At 69.2% G+C, this 17,064-nt stretch carries 17 protein-coding genes; 9 read left to right on the top strand and 8 right to left on the bottom strand.

Annotation, left to right across the window (positions count from 1 at the left end; translation table 11 throughout):
* The first annotated feature begins 226 nt into the window (after nt 1–226).
* The 4 genes from NWFMUON74_RS31160 (at nt 227) to NWFMUON74_RS31145 (ending at nt 2,468) form a co-directional block, all read left to right on the top strand.
* A complete protein-coding gene (locus NWFMUON74_RS31160) occupies nt 227–532 on the top strand; it encodes a hypothetical protein (protein WP_187685285.1) in 306 nt (101 codons plus the stop codon).
* Nucleotides 475–957, top strand: a complete 483-nt coding sequence (locus tag NWFMUON74_RS31155; protein WP_187685284.1) for a hypothetical protein — start codon at nt 475–477, stop codon at nt 955–957. The genes NWFMUON74_RS31160 and NWFMUON74_RS31155 overlap by 58 nt, the downstream gene beginning before the upstream one ends.
* Nucleotides 947–1,540: a TetR/AcrR family transcriptional regulator gene (locus NWFMUON74_RS31150; RefSeq protein WP_187685283.1), complete on the top strand. Its 594-nt coding sequence runs from the start codon at nt 947–949 to the stop codon at nt 1,538–1,540. Before NWFMUON74_RS31155 ends, NWFMUON74_RS31150 begins: the two co-directional genes overlap by 11 nt.
* 133 nt (nt 1,541–1,673) lie before the next feature.
* Nucleotides 1,674–2,468, top strand: coding sequence for an aldose epimerase family protein (locus NWFMUON74_RS31145; RefSeq protein ID WP_187685282.1), 795 nt, complete (start codon nt 1,674–1,676; stop codon nt 2,466–2,468).
* 10 nt (nt 2,469–2,478) lie between these two features.
* On the opposite strand, the gene NWFMUON74_RS31140 is transcribed toward NWFMUON74_RS31145, so the two are convergent.
* Nucleotides 2,479–2,655 (bottom strand): hypothetical protein, encoded by a 177-nt coding sequence (locus NWFMUON74_RS31140; protein WP_187689621.1) that lies wholly within the window; start codon nt 2,653–2,655, stop codon nt 2,479–2,481.
* A 200-nt stretch (nt 2,656–2,855) separates the two neighbouring features.
* On the opposite strand from NWFMUON74_RS31140, the gene NWFMUON74_RS31135 reads away from it, so the two are divergent.
* The gene (locus tag NWFMUON74_RS31135) at nt 2,856–3,833 is read left to right on the top strand and encodes an AraC family transcriptional regulator (protein WP_187685281.1); all 978 of its coding nucleotides are present in this window, start codon (nt 2,856–2,858) and stop codon (nt 3,831–3,833) included.
* 269 nt (nt 3,834–4,102) lie between these two features.
* Here NWFMUON74_RS31135 and NWFMUON74_RS31130 read toward each other — a convergent pair whose 3' ends face one another.
* The 7 genes from NWFMUON74_RS31130 to NWFMUON74_RS31100 form a co-directional block, all read right to left on the bottom strand.
* Complete coding sequence (locus NWFMUON74_RS31130) at nt 4,103–5,269, bottom strand: glycosyltransferase family 4 protein (protein WP_187689532.1); 1,167 nt, start codon at nt 5,267–5,269, stop codon at nt 4,103–4,105.
* Nucleotides 5,270–5,719: 450 nt separating this feature from the next.
* A complete protein-coding gene (locus NWFMUON74_RS31125) occupies nt 5,720–5,935 on the bottom strand; it encodes a hypothetical protein (protein WP_187685280.1) in 216 nt (71 codons plus the stop codon).
* Nucleotides 5,936–6,083: 148 nt separating this feature from the next.
* Complete coding sequence (ligD, locus tag NWFMUON74_RS31120) at nt 6,084–7,046, bottom strand: non-homologous end-joining DNA ligase (protein ID WP_187685279.1); 963 nt, start codon at nt 7,044–7,046, stop codon at nt 6,084–6,086.
* A 31-nt stretch (nt 7,047–7,077) separates the two neighbouring features.
* Nucleotides 7,078–8,571, bottom strand: a complete 1,494-nt coding sequence (locus NWFMUON74_RS31115) for a sodium:solute symporter family protein (RefSeq protein ID WP_187685278.1) — start codon at nt 8,569–8,571, stop codon at nt 7,078–7,080.
* Nucleotides 8,568–8,855, bottom strand: coding sequence for a DUF3311 domain-containing protein (locus tag NWFMUON74_RS31110; protein ID WP_187685277.1), 288 nt, complete (start codon nt 8,853–8,855; stop codon nt 8,568–8,570). Before NWFMUON74_RS31110 ends, NWFMUON74_RS31115 begins: the two co-directional genes overlap by 4 nt.
* Nucleotides 8,856–8,938: 83 nt before the next feature.
* On the bottom strand, nt 8,939–9,169 hold the full coding sequence (locus NWFMUON74_RS31105; RefSeq protein WP_232110696.1) for a hypothetical protein: 231 nt from the start codon (nt 9,167–9,169) through the stop codon (nt 8,939–8,941).
* A 95-nt stretch (nt 9,170–9,264) separates the two neighbouring features.
* Nucleotides 9,265–10,659, bottom strand: coding sequence for a neutral zinc metallopeptidase (locus tag NWFMUON74_RS31100; RefSeq protein ID WP_187689531.1), 1,395 nt, complete (start codon nt 10,657–10,659; stop codon nt 9,265–9,267).
* 155 nt (nt 10,660–10,814) lie between these two features.
* Here NWFMUON74_RS31100 and NWFMUON74_RS31095 point away from each other — a divergent pair, with 155 nt between their 5' ends.
* From NWFMUON74_RS31095 to rpsI, 4 genes are all read left to right on the top strand, one after another.
* Nucleotides 10,815–13,436: an FHA domain-containing protein gene (locus NWFMUON74_RS31095; protein WP_187685275.1), complete on the top strand. Its 2,622-nt coding sequence runs from the start codon at nt 10,815–10,817 to the stop codon at nt 13,434–13,436.
* A 79-nt stretch (nt 13,437–13,515) separates the two neighbouring features.
* Nucleotides 13,516–15,501: a hypothetical protein gene (locus NWFMUON74_RS36430; RefSeq protein ID WP_232110695.1), complete on the top strand. Its 1,986-nt coding sequence runs from the start codon at nt 13,516–13,518 to the stop codon at nt 15,499–15,501.
* A gap of 584 nt (nt 15,502–16,085) precedes the next feature.
* A complete protein-coding gene (rplM, locus tag NWFMUON74_RS31085; protein ID WP_187685274.1) occupies nt 16,086–16,529 on the top strand; it encodes a 50S ribosomal protein L13 in 444 nt (147 codons plus the stop codon).
* Nucleotides 16,526–17,029 (top strand): 30S ribosomal protein S9, encoded by a 504-nt coding sequence (gene rpsI / locus NWFMUON74_RS31080; protein WP_187685273.1) that lies wholly within the window; start codon nt 16,526–16,528, stop codon nt 17,027–17,029. Before rplM ends, rpsI begins: the two co-directional genes overlap by 4 nt.
* Nucleotides 17,030–17,064: the final 35 nt, after the last annotated feature.

Here is a 17,064-nt window from a genome sequence, read left to right as displayed (position 1 = left end):
ACCTGTCGCCTCGTGTGTGATCGACACCACGGTTGCCTAGCTCGGTCGTACGCGGCCGGATCGGCACACCGGCACACCGGCACACCGGCACACCGGCGCCGAGACGGCGCGGCGCCAGGCATCGCGTGGGATTCGAAACCCTTTCTACCTGGAGTTTCATACGAGTGTATTGACCAAGGGCGGTGGCGTGCCTATCGTGCAATACGAACGTATGAAAGGAGTGGGAATGCTGCGGGTGGTCGAGTTGGTGGGTTTGTGCGCCCCGCTCGTCGGGGCGGGACTGGTGCTGTACTACCGGCGGCGGATGGGCGCGGCGTTCGGGTACGCGCTCTCGGCTGCCGTGGTGTCGGCGTGCGGTTCCGTGGTCGGCGTGGTCACCGGGCGGGCGATGTGGTTCGGCGGTGGCGGCGCGGAGGGGATCACCGAACGGATGGAATTCGGTGGCGGCGTGCGGAATCTGTTGCTGGCGGCCGCGTGGGGACTGCTGTTGATCGCGGTGTCGCGGCGGCCGAGCCGGGTGGCGGTGCGGTGATGGCGGGGTCGGTGGTGTTCGCGGCCGGGGAGGTCGCGGTCGTGGCGCTGGGTGCCGGGTCGCTGGTGTTCGGGCTGCGGCTGGCACGGCGATACCGGATCGCGGGGTTGGCGCTCGCGGGCGGGGCCCTGGTGTGGTTGCTCGCGGAGGCGTTGCGCGGATTGCAACTCGGCGTGGTCATACCGGCATTGGCGGGGGAGGAACACGAGTCGGCGCGCATGATCGTGAATCTGCTGGGCGACACGGTCTACTTCGGTCTCGGCGGCATCGGCGTGCTGCTGCTGTTCTTCGCGGCGGTGGTGGAGCGGCCCGACGTGGACGGACGTCGCGAGCCCGTGGCGGCGGCGCGGCAGCTCGGCGCGGCGGCCTGGCGCTACTATCGAGACCGCAATCGGCGGGAGAGGAGTCGGCCCGATGGGCGCTAGGCAGGCGGCGGCGACCGCCGAGGCCACCGACCGTCGTCGCGCGCTGCTCGACCGGCTGGCCGAGGTGATCGCCGAGGACGGGATCGAGGGCGTCAGCATCCGCACCCTCGCCGCCCGCGCCAACGTGTCGATCGGCACCGTCCAGTACTACTTCTCGACGAAGAACGATCTGCTGCTGCGGGTCTGGGAGCACGTGCGGGACGAGGCGGCCAACCGCTTCCTGGACTCGGGTGTCGCCGACCTCGCGCCGGAAGAACGCCTGCACCGCCTGACCGACCTGCTCATCGCCCCCGACAGCGACGACACCCTGGCCCGCGTCTGGCTCGCCCTGGCGGCCCGCGCCGCCCACGACCCGGAAATCGCCGCCCTCCACCGCGGCCAGTGGCAGCGCACCGAGGACATCATCGCCCGCGCCCTCACCGCCGTGAACCCCGCCCGCTCGAGCGACGCCGCCGACGCCGCGGCCGAACTGCTGGGCCTCCTGGACGGTCTGACGATCGCCGTCCTCACCGAACCGGACCGCATGCCCCCGGCCCGCGCCACCCGAATCGCCCGCCGCTGGACCAGTGCCTGGGCAAACTAGCCCCGGGCGACAGCACTCCCGCGGTGATCTTGTAGCCGCCGAGTCGTCGGTGGGCTGTGACATGCTGTGGGTGCCGATCGGAAACGGTTCGGCCGGAGCACGATCGGAGTCCGTCGAGGCGAGGAGGCGTGGCATGGCCGAAGGGGAACTCGAGTTGCGCGCGGGAGACGCGCGGATGGTGGTGAACACCGCCACGGGCCGCGTCGCGCGCTTCGCCGTCGGCGGTCTGGACATCCTGCGGACCGGTCCCCGGTTCGGCAGCTTTCCCATGGCGCCGTGGTGCGGGCGCATGCGCGAGGGGGTGCTGGCGTGGAACGGGCGCACCTACCAGCTGCCGCGCAACGCCGAGCCGCACGCCATCCACGGCACGGTCCGCGACCGCCCCTGGCGAGTGGTCGACAGCGGCGGCACGGAAGCCGTTGTCGCGCGGGAACTTACCGAGCCGTGGCCGTTCGCCGGACGGGTGACGCAATCGTTCCGGCTCGGCGTCGACTCCGCGACCTTTCGCATGAGTGTCGAATCGGCCGCGGAGCCCTTTCCGGCACAGGTGGGCTGGCATCCCTGGTTCCGGCGGACCCTGGCCGCCGACGGCAAGGCGGTCGAACTGCGATTCACCCCGGCATGGCAGGAGCAGCGCGGCCCCGACTACCTGCCCGACGGCAACCGCATCGCCCCGCTGCCGGGCCCCTGGGACGACTGTTTCGCCATGCCCGACGGCGTGGACGTGACACTCACCTGGCCAGAAACCCTCGAGCTGACCGTCACCAGCCCGCTGTCGTGGGTGGTGGTCTACGACCTCCCGCCCGAAACCGCCTGTGTCGAACCACAATCCGGCCCGCCGAACGGCCTGAACACCGAACCGCGGCCGGTCACGCCGGAGCAGCCACTGGTGGCCGAGATGTCCTGGCGCTGGCGCACCCTCGACTGATCAGCCGCGCCTACCGCGCGCGAGAGGAATCGGGAACCAGGCGCCCGGCCTCGACGAGGGTCCGCACCGCCGCCCGTCGCCGCGGGCATTCCTCGGTGCGGCAGTTGAGATGCATCTGCATGATGGCGTGGGCCTTCTGGGGCGTCAGCTGGAGGGGCTCGATCCAGCAGGTACTGAACATGTCCACGTCGGATGCCTCTTTCTCGATCCCGGAAACCCGTCGGCGCGCCGTGCCGGGAGGACCGCAACGCCGGTGTCGTCGAGACTATTCGGCGATTCCGTTCGAAAGAATGTGCCGACGGGACGGATTGTTGGTAATTTCGGACAGTGGTTTCGTTTGGTGTACCGCCCGGCGTGCTACCTCACAGCAGCGTCAGCGTGCGGATGATGGTCAGTGTCGGACAGGCGCACGGTCTGGACGAAACATTGTTATTGGCGGGTACCGGAATATCGGTCGGCGACCTCGACGACGAGAATGCGCAAATCTGGCCGGATCAGGAATTCGATGTTGCCCGGAATCTGCTCGGGCACCTCGGCGACGTGCCCGGGCTGGGCGTGCAGACCGCTCGGCACGCCACCATCGGCAAGGGCGGCATGGTCGGCCTCGCTGCACTGGTCAGCCCGACGATCGGTGATGTCCTCTCGATCACGGTCCGCTACCAGGACCTGGTCTCCGTCGCGGCGCGCTATTCGCTGGAGGACCGCGGCGACGAGGTCGCGATCGTGGTCGACGGGGCCGCGGTGCCCGAGGACGTGCGGGAATTCTTCGTCGAGCGCGAGGTGGCGTTCATCTTCATGGCCGGGGAGTTGCTGGATGTCGAGATCCCGGTCCTGGGTGTCGAGATGCAGGTCTCGGCCGAACGCGGCGCGGAACTGGCGGCGCTCACGCCGTTCGATCGGCACCCGATCCTCTTCGAGCGGCCTCGCAATCTCGTGAGGTTGCCCCGCGCCTTCCTGGATCATCCCATGCCACAAGCGGATTCGCGCACGGCCTCGGCCATCGAGCGGCAGTGCCGCGAGGCGCTGCGGCACCTGCTCGGGTCGAGTTGGCGGTTGACGGCGAAGGTGCGCGAACGGCTGCTGAGCGACCCCGACCGGATGCCGTCCATGGTCGAGGTTGCCGCCGAGTTGCACGTCACCGTGCGCACCCTGCGGCGCCGGCTGGCGGAGGAGGGCGCCACGTTCCGCGGCCTGCTCAACAACGTCCGCGAAATCAAGGCGGCCGAGCTGCTGCGCACGTCCGCGACCGTCGAGGACGTGGCCCGCCGCCTGGGCTACGCCGAGACCGCGAACTTCACCCATGCCTTCACCCGCTGGCGTGGCATGTCGCCGCGGGCGTACCGGCAATCGGTATTACGTAAGTAGACTTCGCCAGGTTTTCTCCACGGCCCGCGCTCGGGGAAATATGGGCAAGAACATTCGCCTGATAGTTGAAGAAAAAATATCTTCGCCACAATGGTGCCGTGGCAATTCTTGTGAGCGGACACAAGTGTCTGAGTCAATGTGTCCGGACAGCTGTCGAAAGGGCTGTCCTGCGTCCTGTATGTCCGTTTTCTCGGCGTTGTGCGCGAGTGCGCCCGGGTCGAATCCGACCCGGGCGCATGATGCTGTGCGGAGTACGACGGTTGGACCGGTCAGCCGTTGCTCGCGACCGACAGGGTGCGGCCGGGCCGTCGCCCCGCCGCGAGGGCCGGGATGCGCGGCAGTTCTGCGGATTCGAGGGCGGCGTAGTAGACCGCCTCGTAGCCCGCGCCGAGGTGTTCGGTGGCGAAGCGTTCCATCACGCGTCGCCGGCAGGCCGCCGGGTCGAGTTCGGCGGACGCGGCGATCGCGGCCGGCAACTCGGCCGGGTCGTCACAGATGATGCCGGTGACGCCGTGCTCGACCACCTCCTCGACCGCTCCACCGCGTAGCGCCACCACGGGGGTGCCGCAGACCATCGCCTCGATCATGACGATGCCGAAAGGTTCCTCCCAGCGGATCGGGAACAGCAGGCAGCGCGCTTGGGAAAGCAGCAGCTTCTTGGCAACCGAGTCCGCCTCGCCGAAAACCAGATCGCGATCGGTCAATAGCGGGCGCACCGAACGCTCGAAGTACGCCTTTTCCGGAGGCTCGTTCATTTTCGCTGCCAGCACCAGTGGCACCCCGGCCGCATGGGCCGCTTCCAATGCCAGATCCGGGCCCTTGTACGGCGCGTACCGACCCAGGAAGAGCGCGAAGTCCTGCTTTTCCGCCTGGAACGGGAACTCGCTCGGCCGAATCGAGTTGTACACCCGCCCGAGCCAATTCAGCTCGGTGGCCAGGCCGCGCTGCCGATCGCTGATGGCGACCAGATGAGCCGTGTCGCCGAGTGCCCGATAATATTCGCCGGGGTCGCCGTCGACCGGGCCGTGGACGGTCACCACGGTCGGAATGCCGAGTTCCTTGTACATCGGTGCGTTCAACGGACCCGCGAACGTGTGGTCGTGCACGATGTCCACCCGTTCCTTTTGTGCGATCTCGGTGACGATGCGTCGCACCTTGAGCGCGTTGAGGACTTCCGGGAAAGGTTCGCCGAGCCGGTCGGAAAGAATGTCGTCCCATACCGGCACGAAATCCGCTTTGGTCCCGGGACGCCCTGCTCCGAGCAGCGTGACTCGATGCCCGCAGTCGACGAGCGCGTCGGCGAGCTGTGCGACCACAGCCTCGACGCCGCCGTAGCCGGCCGGTGGTACCTCGAAGTACGGCGGCGCGACCATCACGATATGCAGTGGTGAGCCGGATCCGCGCAGCTGGTCGAGAATCGAATCGGCGCCGGACAGGGTACTGCTCATGGTGCTTCCTCCTCGCTGGTGTGGAGTGATGACCGAGTCTCGTCCGAATGGCGTGGTCGGCTCGGTCGGCGCCTCGACCGCCTGGCTCAGATAAGCGGCGGCGGCGAGGTACAACTGACATCCGGGACCATGACCGGCGTGCACCGTTCGCACGAATCTAGCTTTTTCCGGCGTCAGTCCCACGGGTTCACAGCCGCAGTCACGATATTGCGCGAGCCAGAGATCGGCTTCGGCGCTGTGTGCGGACCGTTCTGATTCGTTCACGAGCTGTGCTGCAGGCGTCGAGGTACCTCAGCGTTCACCGCACTGCCCTCCGGTCGTCGTGAATCAATAAGGTTCAGACAATCGAGAACCACCGACCGTGGAAAACGGTCGGCATTTTAGAATATAGGGCTTCATTCCGATAAATTCGGTGGATGTCGCATCGGACAGACGGCGCTAAGTACGGAACTGCTCGGCCGTGTCGGATGTAGTAACAGCCGGTTCCGAGTAGAATTCTCCGGCAATGCGCAATTGGTCGGGATCGCCGTCGCGGGACGGGCGGATGATGCGTTGCGTGTCCTGATCGAGCAGGGCTCGACGGTGAGCAATATCGAACATGCCGCGCTCCTCGTGGTTGCGCTCCGCCGGTTCCGGCGGGCGATGCTCGCGCATGCTTGGCAATTACCCAGTAAATTGTCAGGCAAACCGTAACGCGAGTTTTTATTTGCGGTCGATACAAACTGGTCGACGGACCGGTTTCATGGACTCCGTGGCGGGCGCAGGCGAGGAGACGGCTGTCGGCGCGTCGGGCGCGGGCCGGTCAGGAGTCGGTGCCGGCGCGTCGGGCGCGGGCCCGGCGCTTGCCCTCGTGCATGGCCTGCACGCGGGCGATCGGGATGGTGTGGCCTTCCTCGATCAGGTCGGCCGGCAGTGTCTGAGGCGGAGGCATCTCCTCGCGCCACGGGTCGCGATCGGCGAGTGCGTCCGCCGCCGTGCGGATCGTGAAGTCGCGGGGGCTGATCGCGTCGAGTTCGGACCACGACAGCGGGAACGACACTGTGGCGCCCGGCCGCACCCGCGGGCTGTACGCGGCCACCACGGTCGCGCCGCCGGATCGGGTCGAGTCCAGGAATACCTTGCCGCCGCGGTCCTCTCGGATGAACGCGGTGGTGGCGAGCTCGGGGTCGAGCCGTTCAGCGCGGGCGGCGACGGCCCGCGTGGCCGCGGCGGCGTCCTCGATGCCGGTGCCCGGCGCGATCGGGACGAAGACGTGCAGGCCCTTGGCGCCGCTGGTCTTGACCGCGCCGGACAGGCCGTCGGCGTGCAGTGCCACTCGGACGAGTTCGGCGGCGCGCACAGCCTGCCGGAAGTGCTCCCCGGGTGGCGGGTCCAGGTCCAGCACCAGATGGGTCGGGCCGGTGCGGTGGTCGGCGAGCAGCAGGGTGGGGTGATATTCGATGGCGCGCTGATTGCCGAACCACAGCAGCGTGCGGACGTCGTCGCAGAGTGCGTAGGTAACCTCGCGGCGCGAACTCTCCGCCCAGATCGTCACCCGGGCCATCCACTCCGGGGTGTACTTGGGCAGATTCTTCTGCATGAACGGTTCTTGCCCGGGGCGGATGCGGACCACCGAGAGCGGCCGCTCCCGCAACCCGCGGACCATGCGGTCGCCGACCGACTCGAGGTAGTCGACGAGATCGCGCTTGGTGGCGTCGGCGCCGTCGAACAGCGGCTTGTCGAGATTGGTCAGCGTCACGCCCTGGCGTGTCTCCTCGCCGCTCATCGCCCAACCATGCCCCGCGGCGCGGGTCCGGTCAACTGTCCGGCGCAGCTCGGCGCGTGGTCGGCACGGCGGCACCGGCCGCGCGCGTGGAACCGGACACCGTCGAGACCGCGGCGGCGACAGCGACATTGGCGGCCAGGGCGATCAGACCGCCGTTGATCCCGGCCAGCGGGTCGCGGCCGAGGGCGTGCAGGACGACCACGATCGCGGTGCCGGTCAGCAGTCCCGCCGTCGCGCCCACCGTGGTGAGCCGCCGCCAGTACAGCCCCAGCAGCACGGCGGGCAGCAGCTGCGCGATGCCCTCGTAGGACAGCACCGACAGATCGACCAGGGCCTTCGGATAGATCAGCGCGCCCGCCAGCGCGAGCAGGCCGACGACGAAACAGATCAGCTGGGACCGCCCGCGCTGCCCGCGATCGGTGACGCCGTCGGCGCGGCGGGTCCCGTGCAGGCCGCCGCCGAGAATGGTGCGGCCCCACAGCGTTCCGATGGAGATCAGGAAGACGCTCATCGGCACGATGGCCGACAGCGCGCCCGCGATGCCGATCACCGCCACCACCGCCGGTGGCAGGGCGTCGGTGACCAGTTCGAACAGTGCCAGGTCCGGGTTCGCCAGTCCCGGCGCCACGAACAGCGCGGCCGCGCCGATCAGCATCGGAACGACCAGCAGCAGCTGGTACCACGGCAGCAGGATGGAATTGCGGCGCAGCGGCGTCGGACCGGCGGCCGACAGATAGCCCGCCACGGTGGTCGGGAAGATGCAGATCGTCGCCACATTGAGCAGGATGGTCGACACGAACCAGCCCGCGCCGAAGGTGCCGCCGCCCGCGCCGGGGAAGGTCAGCCACTGCGGTTTCTCCGCGACCAGGCGGTCGAGCAGCTCGGCCGGACCGTCGAAGTAGTGCCAGGGCACATAGATCGCCAGGAACAGCACCGACAGCACCGCGAGCCCGTCCTTGAGCACGCTCACCCACGCCGAGCCACGCAGCCCGGACGCGAGTATGAACGCCTCGGCCACGACGAACGACACCACGGCGGCGACCTTCAGGTCCACCGCGCCGTAGGACATGGCGTTCACCACCACGCCCATCCCCTGAATCTGCAACTGCACGTAGGGAATCAGGAACACGGTGCACACGACGGCCACGACGATGCCGAGCCGCCGAGACCCGAACCGGTGCTCGGCGATGTCGGCGATCGAGACCAGCCGGTGGCGGGCGCAGTAGGTCCACAGCAGCGGCGCGACGAAGTAGGCGACTACCAGTCCGCTGCTCAGGTAGGCGATCAGGTAGAAGATCGGGACGCCGTACCGGTACGACCACCCGGCGGCCCCGAGGAACGAGAAGCTCGTATACGACTCGCCCGCCATCAGCAGCAGCACGAACAGCGTGCCCAGCGCCCGCCCGGACACCGACCACTCGGCCATCGACCGCTCCCGCCCGCGCCCCGACAGCACCCCGATCGCGACCGTCGCCACCATCGCCACGCCGAACAGCGTGACCGCCACCGCAGCATCCGGCGTCATGCCGAGTCCCGCGAATCATCGTCGGCCGGAACGAATTCCGCCGCCCCCTCGCGATAGGCGGGATCGAACCGGGCCACCAGCCCGACGATCGGCCCGGTCAGCGCCGTCACCACGAGCAGATAGCAGACCAGGAACGGAATCCCGAAAACCCGCGGCTCGATCCGGTTCGCCACGAACGGCGCCAGGCAGTACAGCACCCCGGGCAGCACCAGCAACCACAGCACCCGACCGCGCCGCCGCAGCGGATACGAGCGATCGGGCACGGCCGAGGAGGGTTCGGGCATGGTCGTTCGCCTCTCGGGTCGGGGACATCCGCGCCTTTGTTCTCACGGAGCTGACCCGCACGGTACTGCGCGGCCGGTTCAGATCAGTTGTGCCAACCCGGCGCGGGCCGAGTTCCCGGCGGGCACACCTTGTCCAACGGGTGATACATCGGCACCTTCTTGCTCTCCTTGTCGTGGAAGCAGAACACGCCCTTGGTCGGCGGCGCGGGCTCGGCTTGTGCCATCGCGGCGCCGGACATCGCGGTGGCGAGGGCGAATCCGGTCACGGCGAGGGCCATGGTGAATGTGCGCTTTATTCTCGATCTCTCCTTCATCACACGAAGGGGACGAATATCCCCCTGTCTGAATTGGATGCGCGCGAGACCGGTTCGGTTCCACCTGCTTCCGAACCGATCGGGGCGAAACCTGCTCAGGAGTACCGGGATTGACAGGTCTGGCGGTTACCGAGGACGCCGGCGCGGAAGGCGTCGACGCGGGCGAAGCCGCTGCGGACGGTGTTGCCCTCCACGTCGCTGGCGGCGAGTCCGTCGCTGAGCAGGCCGGAGACGGCCTTGTCGAGATCGCCGGGGGACAGGGTGATGTCGCCGTGCGCGGGATCGCGGTTCTGATCGCCGAGCTTCGCCGTGATCACCCCGGCCAGGCAGGCGGCGCGCAGGCCGGTCTTCGCACCGGTCAGGGCCTGGTGCGCGTTGTTCTGCACCGCCAGCGCGTAACGGGACACGAACACGACGTAGGCGTTGTAGTCGCCGCCCACGCGGGTCGGGAAGCCGTCGTGCTGCGCGGTGTTCGCCAGGCCGCGTTCGGCGAGGGCCGGTACGTCGGTGCCGATCGTGTTCGTCGCCGGGCAGTAGGTGACCGGCGCGGTGTCGGCGCCGTCGCGGCAGTTCAGCGTCGCGCCGTGGTAGTCGTAGGCGGGCTCGGAGGGCACCGGCATGATGTCGGCCATCGCCTTGCTCAGCTCGATCAGGCTGGCCTTGGTGATCTTCATCTCGCCGCGGTTGGGATCGCTCTCGAACGACTGCGGCAGGTTCTTGCGGCGCTGGTTGATGTCCTTCATGTCGATCGCCTTGCAGCCCTTGGGGCCGTCGGTGAAGCCGATCTGGACGGCGGTCACGCGCTCGAATGCGGAGCCGTGCACGGCCTCCGGGTCCTCGGGGTTGGCGTCGCGGATCGCGACCGTCGCGGCGAGGACATTGTTCAGGCCGTCGGAGGTGTTGATGGTGAAGTGCGCCGCGCTGCCTTCGGCCACGTGCCGCATGAAGGCCCCCGCGAAACAGTCGGCCTGCTGCTCCTTGACGATCACCGGATCCTTGGCGCCGACGATGCGCGACATGGTCTGGATGGCGTGCCCGTACTCGTGCGCCAGCACCATGACCACCGCCATCTTGCCGAAGCTCTCCTGCATCATCGGCAGCAGCACGCCGCGGTCCCAGCCGACGGAGTTGTCCAGTCGGCAGTAGGCCGCGTTCACCAGGTGGTAGGTGCTCTCCTTACAGAACTGGCTCTCCTGCGACTTCGGGTCCTTGGCGTTCCACGAATAGAATTTGCCCACCGGCGCGAAATCGCCCTGGAACTCCTTGTGATACTCACCCTGCCAATAGGTTTGGATGTCGTCGATGGCGTTGAGCGCCAGCTTGTCGATCTCGCCCCGATCGCCGCCGACAGCCGACATCGGGGAGTCGGGGACGCCCTCGCGCGGGCCGCTGGGACCGTCGGTGGTGGGGAGCCCGGCGACTTTGAACGGGTCGTCGTAGATCGACACCGCCCGGCCGTCGACGGTCATCGTGCAGCCCGTCAGCACCATGGCTGCCAGGGTCAGCGCCGTGATGGCTAGGCGTCTCGCCACCCTTCACTCCCTCCCCGGGGCCGGTCACGTCTCGGTCGCGGTCGCCGGTACAGAGTAATCGAGGGCAGCTTCGGGCCTCACCGATGTCCGGGTCATCGCATAGGATCCGGCACATGTCATCACCGGGGGCGCAGAAGATCACCGTGCGCCATGAGGGAACCGATCGGGTCTTCGACTCCACTCAGCACGTCACCGTGGGCCGCGCGCCGGAGGTACTGCTGTTCGTCGACAGCCCGCTGGTTTCCCGTGTGCACGCGACACTGACTTGGCAGGGTAATACCTGGATACTCAGCGACAACGGAAGTACCAACGGCGTGTTCGTGGACGCGCAGCGGTTGACCGATCCGCTGTCGATCGAGCGGCCGACGCTGGTTCGGCTGGGGGACGCGGTCACCGGCCCGCTGCTGCATCTGGTGCCCGATGCCGCGCGGCAGGCGCCGCCGCAGCGTCCTGCGCCGTCGCGGGGACAGGCTGCGGGAGACGGGCATCCGCGCGGGCAGACCCCGCCGGGTGGACATCGTCAGCAGCCGCCCTCGGGCCAGCGGCCGCAGGCGTCCCAGCGTCCGCACCAGCCGCCGCAGCGACCCCAGGGGCCGCCGCAGCGTCCGCAGTCGCCGCCGCACGGGCGTGATCGGACGCCGCCGCAGCGGCCGAATTCGGCCCCCCGCCAGCCGTTTCCGTCGGGGCCGAGCGCGAACCTGCCGAATGTCAACATGACGACCAAGGCCGACACCTCGGCGCTGCCGCCGGTGCGCGCCCGCGCGTCCACCGCGCCGATCGCCCGCGCCGACCGCATCCCGGCCGGCGGCCTGACCATCGGCCGTACCAGCGACAACCAGATCGTCGTCAACGATCCGCTGGCCTCGCGCCGGCACGCCCGCCTGGTCAAGGGCGCCGAGGGGCTGGTTCTCGAGGACGTCGGCTCGGCCAACGGCACCTTCGTCAACGGCCGACGCGAGCAGCGAGTGGCGCTGCGCGAGCGCGACATCGTCACCATCGGCAACGTCGACTTCGTGGTGCAGGAGGGGACCCTCAAGCACCGCAAGAAGCCCGTCACCGAGCAGGGCCTGCACGTGCACGGCGTCGGGTTCACCGTCGAGGGCAACAAGCAACTGCTGATCGATGTGAACATGCAGGCCGGACGCGGCACCCTGACCGCGCTCATCGGTCCCTCCGGCGCGGGCAAGTCCACGCTGTCGAAACTCATCGCGGGATCTACGCATCCGTCCGCCGGTGTGGTCACCTTCGAGGGCCGCAACCTGCACGCCGAGTACGAGGCCATGCGCAGCCGAATCGGCATGGTGCCCCAGGACGACGTGCTGCACCGCCAGCTCACCGTGCGCCAGGCCCTCGGTTTCGCCGCCGAACTGCGCCTGCCGCCCGACTCCAGCAAGGCCGACCGCCAGCAGGTCATCGATGGTGTGCTGAAGGAGCTTTCGCTCACCGAGCACGCCGACACCCGTGTCGACAAGCTGTCCGGCGGTCAGCGCAAGCGCGCCTCGGTCGCCCTCGAACTGCTGACCGGCCCGGCGCTGCTGCTGCTCGACGAGCCCACCTCCGGCCTGGACCCGGCGCTGGACCGCCAGGTGATGACTATGTTGCGCGAGCTGGCCGACGCGGGGCGCACGGTCATCGTCGTCACGCACTCGGTGGCCTGCCTCGACATGTGCGATCAGGTGCTGCTGCTGGCGCCCGGCGGCAAGACGGCGTTCTGCGGGCATCCCGCCACCGTCGGCGACTTCCTGGGCACCAGCGACTGGGCGGACATCTTCGCGCGGGTCGCGGCCGACCCGGACCGGGCCTTCGCGCACTACCGGTCCCGGCAGGCCGCCGCGACCCCGCCGCCCCCTCCGGTCGCGCCGCGCGGCGTCTCCGGCCAACCACCGAAATCCAGTGGGTGGAAACAGTTCTCGACACTGTCGAGACGGCAGGTGCGGCTGATCCTGGCCGACCGCGGCTATCTGGCGTTCCTGGTGGTGCTGCCGTTCGTGCTGGGCATCCTGTCGCTGGTGGTCCCGGGCGAGAACGGCTTCGCGCCCGGAGTGCCGGTGCCGCTGCCGGACGGCACCTTCGTCCTCGACGGCGGCGGTGAGACCCAGCAGTTGCTGGTGGTGCTCATTCTCGGCGCCTGCTTCATGGGCTCGACGCTGACCGTGCGCGACCTGGTCGGCGAGCGCCCGATCTTCTTCCGCGAGCGCGCGGTGGGGCTGCTGCCGTCGGCGTACCTGCTGGCGAAGGTCGCCATCTTCGGCATCGCGGCCCTGCTGCAGTCGGCGGTGCTGGTGGCGATCGTGCTGGCGGGTAAGAACCCGCCCGGCAAGGGCGCGCTCATTCCGTCGGGCAGTGTGGAGCTGTATTTCGATCTGGCGTTCACGGCGGTGGCATGTGTCGTCATCGGCCTGCTGCTGTCCACGGTCGCGAAGTCCAACGAGCAGGTGATGCCGCTGCTGGTCGTGATGATCATGTGCCAGCTGGTGATGGCCGGCGGCATGATCCCGGTGACCGACCGCATCGTGCTCGAGCAGCTGTCCTATATCTTCCCGTCGCGCTGGGGCTTCGCCTCGGGAGCAGCGACGGTCGATCTCCGCTATCTGTTCGCGAACGCCCAGCCGGACGCGATCTGGCAGCACAAGTCCGGCTTCTGGCTGCTCGACATCGGCATGCTGCTGGTGATCACGGCGGTGCTGTCGGTACTGACATGGTGGCGGCTGCGTCTGAAGAAGTCCTCGGCATGACCCAGCGAACCCGCAGCTCAGTGCGGGATTTCCGCCCTGCCCCGAGCGTGTCGGCAGCGCAGCAGGCACACTTATGCGTGTGACGGCTCGAGTTGGGGCAGTGCATCTCGGCTGGGATGTGGTGTCCGTGGCCGCAGGCGGCGGTGGCACACCGATCCGCCCGGTCCAGGTGGAAGGCACATACACGCCGCCGGCGTATCTGCTGGCGGACGCGTCGGGCCGACTGCACACGGCAGGCGCCGAGCGGCAGCGTCCCGACCTGGGCATCGCCATCTCCGATGTGCGCGACGTACTCGGCCATCGGCAGATCCGGATCGCGGGCGCGACCTGGCCGGTGGAGTTGGTGTTCCGCGCGCGGCTGTACAACCCGCTGGCCGCGATCGGCAAACATGTGCGCGGCAAGCCGCAGGTCGTGGCGCTGCCCTACCCGGACGACTGGCCGGACGAGAAGATCGATGAATACTGTCGGGTCGTCGAGATGCTGGATGTGGCAACCGAACCGCTACCGGAATCGGTGGCGTTGTCGGGCTATGTGCGGGCGCTCGGCTTGGTTCGCCCGCCCGCGGCCGGTCGCGGCGGTCACGGGGCCACCGGCGTGTACTCCGACGGCCGGGTCTGTCTGGTGGTCGCGGTGCACGGCGACGACGAGCAGCCGACCGAATCCGTCGGCGTGCCGATCGTCCCCGACGCCATGCGCGACGCCCAGTCCGCCGACAACGTGGTGATCGAGGTGATGGCCGCGGCCCGCTCCATCGGCGCCGACACCTCGACCGTGCTGCTCACCGGGAACGTGTGTTTCAACGACGCGCTGCGGCTGGCCTTCCAGAATCACCTGGGCCACCGGCTGCGCGTCGCCGACCACCCGATGCACGCGCTGGCGCTGGGCGCCGCGCACCTGCTGGTCACCGACAGCGAATACGCCGACGAGGAGCCGGACCACCCACCCATCCCCACCTCGGGACCCGCTGCGCGCCAGGCCGATCCGACCCCCGGCCCGCGAGCACCCGCCGCCCCGGGATCGCAGTCCGGAGCGCCGTCGGGCCCGACGGCCTCGCCGCTCACCGGACCTCTCCCCGGTTCAGGTCCCGCCACACCGGGATCCCCACACGGAGGACCGCCCGGTCCGGGCTCCACACCGGGACCACAGCCCCGAGGTCTGTCGTCGGGCTCGGGCTCATCGGGGCCGCTCGGCGACTCAGCCTCGGGTCCGGCTTCATCGGGGCCACCACATGGGGGCATGTCGTCGGGTTCGGGTCCCGTTGCGGGATCGCAGCCTGGCGGTCTGTCGTCGGGCTCGGGGTCATCGGGGCCGCCGCTCGGTGGTCCTGCTTCCGGTTCAGGGCCTGTCACACCCGGATCGCCGCTCGGGGGGCCGTCGTCCGGGGCGGGGGCAACGGCACTCGGGGCGGGCCATCAGCCCGGGCAGTCGCCCGGCGCGCGTGGTTCCGCTCAGGACACCGGACAGCCGGGCGGGGGACGCCCGGCGTCGGGGGAATCCGGGGTGGACCCGGGGAACTCCGGGCCGGGGTCGGCTGGACAGGCGACGCCCGGCATGCCCAGCGGGGGACCGGGGGCGGTACCGACCCAGCATTTCGGCTCGGCAGGGGCACAATCCGGGCCGACGGCTGCCGGACCCCTGACCGCGGCGCCGGTCGAGGAGGGCGGACGGCACAGCCTGCGCATCCCGTCCGATCCGGTGCGCCACGCCGGTGGCCGTCCCGTCGATCAGGGCGCGCGGCACATCGGCCCCGCCGCTGCGCCGTCCCGACGCGGATCGGAAACCCTTGCGCGCGAATCGGATTCGCCGCCACGCCACGGCCGCCACGCCGCCCGCGAGCCCGACCACGAGCAGACCACCCGCATCACCCGTGACCAGACCGCGCTCACCGAAACCGGTGGCCGCTTCACCCGCCCACCCGAAATCCCGCCCGACGACCAACTGGCCACCGTCCTGGGCCGCCGCCCGTCCGACCAGCCCGTCGAGCCCTCGACCGGAGCCCAGCCCGCTCGAAACGCCGAGTACGACAACGAGCCGGAGCCCAGCGAGCGCTCGCGCAAAGTCTGAGAACAAGCTCGTTCGGCGTCCCGACATGAGCCAAGGGGGCACCACAGGCCGTCGGCCTCGGCCGTCATCCACAGGACATCTCGCCGGGAGGCCGGCTGTCCGCGCAGGATGAGCCACGGGCCGTCGGTGTCGGTGTTCGTCTGCCGGACATCTTGTCGGGAGGCTGGCTGTCGGCGCAGGGTGAGCCACGGGCCGTCGGTGTCGGTGTTCGTCTGCCGGACATCTTGTCGGGAGGTTCGGCTGTCGGCGCAGGTGAGCCGCGGGTTGTCGGTGTCTGTCCGCAGGACGTCTTCGCGGGAGGTCTGGCCGGGGACGCGGGCGGCGCAGGTTGTCGGCATCGGTACCCGGCTGTGGGCAGTGAGGGTGACCGGCAGCGGGCCGGTAGCGCCCGGATCCGTGCCGGGCGGATGGCTCGGGCGACCGATTTCGAGGGTCGTTCGGCCTGCTGGTATCGTTGCCCGTTGGCGTGCGGTACGTCGCGGGATTCTCGCGTCGTCCGACGGGCCCCGGGTCTCCACTGGCCGCCGGGATCACCCGACCGCTCGCCTGGCCGGCAGAACACCGACGACAGACAGGGAAGCACTGTGCCTACGTACAGCCCGAAGGCGGGTGACGTGACCCGGCAGTGGTACGTCATCGATGCCACTGACGTAGTGCTCGGCCGCCTTGCCGTGCAGGCAGCGAATCTGCTGCGGGGCAAGACCAAGCCGACCTACGCGCCGAACGTCGATGGTGGCGATTTCGTCATCATCATCAACGCCGACAAGATCGCGATCGCCGGCAACAAGGCCGATCGCAAGTTCATCCACACCCACTCCGGGTTCCCGGGCGGTCTGAAGACCCGGTCTGTCCGTCAGCTGATGGAGACCCGTCCCGAGCGTGTCGTGGAGCGTGCCATCAAGGGCATGATCCCGAAGAACAAGTTGGGCAACCAGATCGCCCGCAAGCTGAAGGTCTACGCCGGCCCGTCGCACCCGCACGCGGCCCAGCAGCCCGTTCCGTTCGAGATCAAGCAGGTGGCCCAGTGACCGCTCCTGAGGAATTCAACGAAGAGTACGTCGAGGAGGCCCCGGCCGAGGTCGTCGAGGACGGCGCCGGTTACGAGGAGGCATTCGAGGCCACCGTCGCCCCGGCCCTCATCGACCGCCCGGTGCAGACCGTCGGCCGTCGCAAGGAGGCCGTGGTCCGCGTCCGCCTGGTGCCCGGCTCCGGCAACTTCGTGCTGAACGGCCGCACCATCGAGGACTACTTCCCGAACAAGGTGCACCAGCAGCTGGTGAAGTCCCCGCTGGTCACCGTCGAGCGCACGGAGAACTTCGACGTGTACGCCCGCCTGGTCGGCGGCGGCCCGTCGGGTCAGGCCGGTGCGCTGCGGCTGGCCATCGCCCGCGCCCTGATCGAGGTCACCCCGGACGACCGTCCGGCCCTGAAGCGGGCGGGCTTCCTGACCCGTGACCCGCGCGCCACCGAGCGCAAGAAGTACGGCCTGAAGAAGGCCCGCAAGGCTCCGCAGTACTCGAAGCGCTGATCTTGCGGCGGGCGGCCGTATCCGTCCGGCACCGA

This window comes from Nocardia wallacei (assembly GCF_014466955.1).
GTDB classification, from domain to species: domain Bacteria; phylum Actinomycetota; class Actinomycetes; order Mycobacteriales; family Mycobacteriaceae; genus Nocardia; species Nocardia wallacei.
Note: the sequence above shows the minus strand (reverse complement) of the source record. Positions and strands in the feature narration are given on the sequence as shown.